This window comes from Methanospirillum sp. (genome assembly GCF_035560735.1).
In the GTDB taxonomy this organism is placed as follows: Archaea; Halobacteriota; Methanomicrobia; order Methanomicrobiales; family Methanospirillaceae; genus Methanospirillum.
On the sequence record NZ_DATMYY010000204.1, the window covers coordinates 1 to 2,605 of the forward strand.

The 2,605-nt window shown below is 45.7% G+C and carries 5 protein-coding genes; 2 read left to right on the plus strand and 3 right to left on the minus strand.

Annotated elements, in window-relative coordinates; translation table 11 throughout:
* The coding region (locus VN429_RS06005; RefSeq protein WP_325630919.1) for a class I SAM-dependent methyltransferase at nucleotides 1-661 on the plus strand (661 nt) is incomplete at its 5' end.
* On the opposite strand, the gene VN429_RS06010 is transcribed toward VN429_RS06005, so the two are convergent.
* Complete coding sequence (locus tag VN429_RS06010) at nucleotides 662-1,372, minus strand: hypothetical protein (protein WP_325630922.1); 711 nt, start codon at nucleotides 1,370-1,372, stop codon at nucleotides 662-664.
* Here VN429_RS06010 and VN429_RS06015 point away from each other — a divergent pair.
* Nucleotides 1,364-1,582 carry a hypothetical protein gene (locus VN429_RS06015; protein WP_325630925.1) on the plus strand — a complete coding sequence of 73 codons (219 nt, stop codon included), beginning with the start codon at nucleotides 1,364-1,366 and terminating at the stop codon, nucleotides 1,580-1,582. The two genes, VN429_RS06010 and VN429_RS06015, sit on opposite strands and share 9 nt — an antisense overlap.
* Nucleotides 1,583-1,597: 15 nt before the next feature.
* Here VN429_RS06015 and VN429_RS06020 read toward each other — a convergent pair whose 3' ends face one another.
* Entirely contained in the window at nucleotides 1,598-1,945 is a 348-nt protein-coding gene (locus VN429_RS06020; protein ID WP_325630927.1) for a carboxymuconolactone decarboxylase family protein, read from the minus strand.
* Nucleotides 1,946-2,021: 76 nt separating this feature from the next.
* A complete protein-coding gene (locus VN429_RS06025; protein ID WP_325630930.1) occupies nucleotides 2,022-2,471 on the minus strand; it encodes a MarR family winged helix-turn-helix transcriptional regulator in 450 nt (149 codons plus the stop codon).
* Between the last annotated feature and the right edge of the window lie 134 nt (nucleotides 2,472-2,605).

The following is a 2,605-nucleotide window of genomic DNA, read 5'->3' on the forward strand; positions in this document are numbered from 1 at the left end:
GTATCTGATACCTATCATAATGACCCAGATCTTCCTCCTTATCCTCCTCATCTTCATTCTTCTCCTCTCATGCCTTGCCTGGAGGTTCGCGTCCAGACGAACCGCACTTCCCTGTCCGGTGTGTATGCGGTGGCTCCTTGATCCTTCATCAGGTAAAGGAGTGAGTGCACGAACCAGGAGAACAATCACAAATCTCGCTCTCAAACCAGGTATGCAGGTGCTGGATGCCGGGTGTGGTCCTGGCAGGCTCTCTGTTCCACTGGCAGATGCAGTCGGACCTGATGGGACTGTCACAGCAATGGATCTTCAGGATGGGATGCTTGCGATAGTTCGTGAACGTGGAGAAAAAAATAAAATCACCAATATATCTTTTATTCAGGGAGGAATTGGAGAGGTAGAAATTCCATCAGAACAGTATGATCGGGCTGTACTAATCACTGTCCTTGGAGAGATCCCAAACCGGGAAACAGCTATGAGGGGCCTCTTCAAAGCATTAAAGTCCGGTGGTATTCTCCTTGTAGAGGAGACCATCCGGGATCCTCATTTCCAGACCCGCTCCACTGTCACACAACTTGCAGAGTCTGCAGGATTCAGGGTGAAAGAATTCTCTGGAAACCGGCTTTCATATACAATGCTTCTTGAAAAGCCAGTTATCCCCTGATCATAGTTCTGATTGGTTTGTCTCTGTTCTGATCTCTTCAAGCCATGTATTGAGGAGTCCCACAAATTCCACTCTCTTTTCCCTGGAGGCAACATCGTACAAAGTCGCATCCTCGTTTTTTGGTTGAAACCTGACAACCGCAGGAGTGGTTTCTGACATTCCGTCCCAGGGTTTATTCACCAAAAACCCAGCTTTTCTGAGTGGAGGATCCCATGTTGCATCCAGAAGTTGCCAGGTTCCGTTCAGGAGTGCTGTGCAACAGAGATGTGTTGAGGTCGGGATGTATGGCAGAAGTTCTGTCAGCCTTTCCGGATATCTCACATTTTGATCCTGCCATCTGAACGGGATAAACGTAAACCGGATTTCTATTCCGAGATATTGAAACATCCATGCAAGGAGATGATGTTTAGGTCCACACCATCCTCTGTTGGCAGTGACCATCTTCCTTTCCACATCCTCAGAATCACGCCATTCAGGCACTATTGCGTACGGGATATCCCTGATATGAGAAAAAATGCTGATCCGCTGCTCTATTGTGGAAATTCCTGATGTCCATCCGGTAAAAAGTTCTTTCCTGAATTGATCACTTCTGTCATTTCTTTGACTTAGCATTTTTACCTCGGAGGTATCTCCCTGATATTCCATATCCTTGGGCAGTGATAAGGCCACTGGAGATGGCATCCTGATGGTTCCTGCAAAAGAATGGTCCATAAGTTTTCCAGGGTGGTAACACCCTGGTACTATGGCTGGGGACTCAGGTACATAAAAAACGGCACGATGTACAATATTTCCGGATATGATGGCGTTGAGATCAGGTTTCAGCAAGGGAAGCGGTTCAGGATCGGCACCGACGACCCTGCTGGTCTGACTGAAGCAATAGAAAAGGCTACAGGTCTCCCACCTTCACCTTCTGAAACCTGATCTTTCCAGCACCGATTAGAGGCCCTCATCTTTAAACACCTCTTCTGCAGCAAATAATGCATTCAGGGTGGCTGGAAATCCTGCATATGCACTCATCGTATTGATGATTGCCAGAATTTCCTCTTTTGTGAGTCCTACATTGAGTCCTGCATGGATGTGAACTTTTAACTGTGGGATAGCATAACCAAGAGCTGTACATGCCCCGATAACTGCTACCTCCCTGGTTTTGTTGTCTATATCGGTGATAGAACAGATCTCGCCAAATGATCCGAGCAGATAATCTGCCATAAATGGTGATATCTTCTGCAGCCGTTCATACACTTCTTCTCCAGCTCGTCCATCGATCTCTGAAAGTTTTTTCAAACCTGTCTCTATCTGTTTTTGTTCCATGCAGTGATGTTGAATGTTGCAGAATAAATAGTTTGTTTGAACTAACTAATTATTGTGGGCTGCGATCTTTTTCTGGAAAACTGGATATCATAATTCTGAATGCCTCAACAAGGGTTGCTTTCTGTTCCTCTGTTGCCTGGCGTTCTACCTGTTGGATGAATTGCTTGTATGCCTTCTCTTTGTGAATAAAGATCTGATGTCCCTGTTTGGTGAGGGTAAGATGGAATTTCCGCTGGTCCAGGGTTGACTGAGTCCGTGATACGAAACCATCTTTGATCAGCCTGGTAACCGCAGCAGTTACAGAAGGTTTTGTTACCTGAAGTGCCAGGGCCAACTCAGTAAGTGTTGTCTGTTCCTGACGACGGATCTCCCTGAGATAAAAAAACTGGTGAATTGTGATATCTGGAAGACCCGTTGCCTTCATCTCTTCCGCATCAGCTTCACGGAGAACCTCATGGTATTGTTCGATAAACTGGAGAAACAACTCTCCGAGATCCATTGGTTATGTACTGGATCACCATGCATTATAGTTCGTGGCATACCTGTCTCGATCAAGGATAAATACGATTCTTCCAGAGGTTTTTCGATATGATCTGCAAGGTTAGTTTTATGTCGTATTATTCTACATAATAC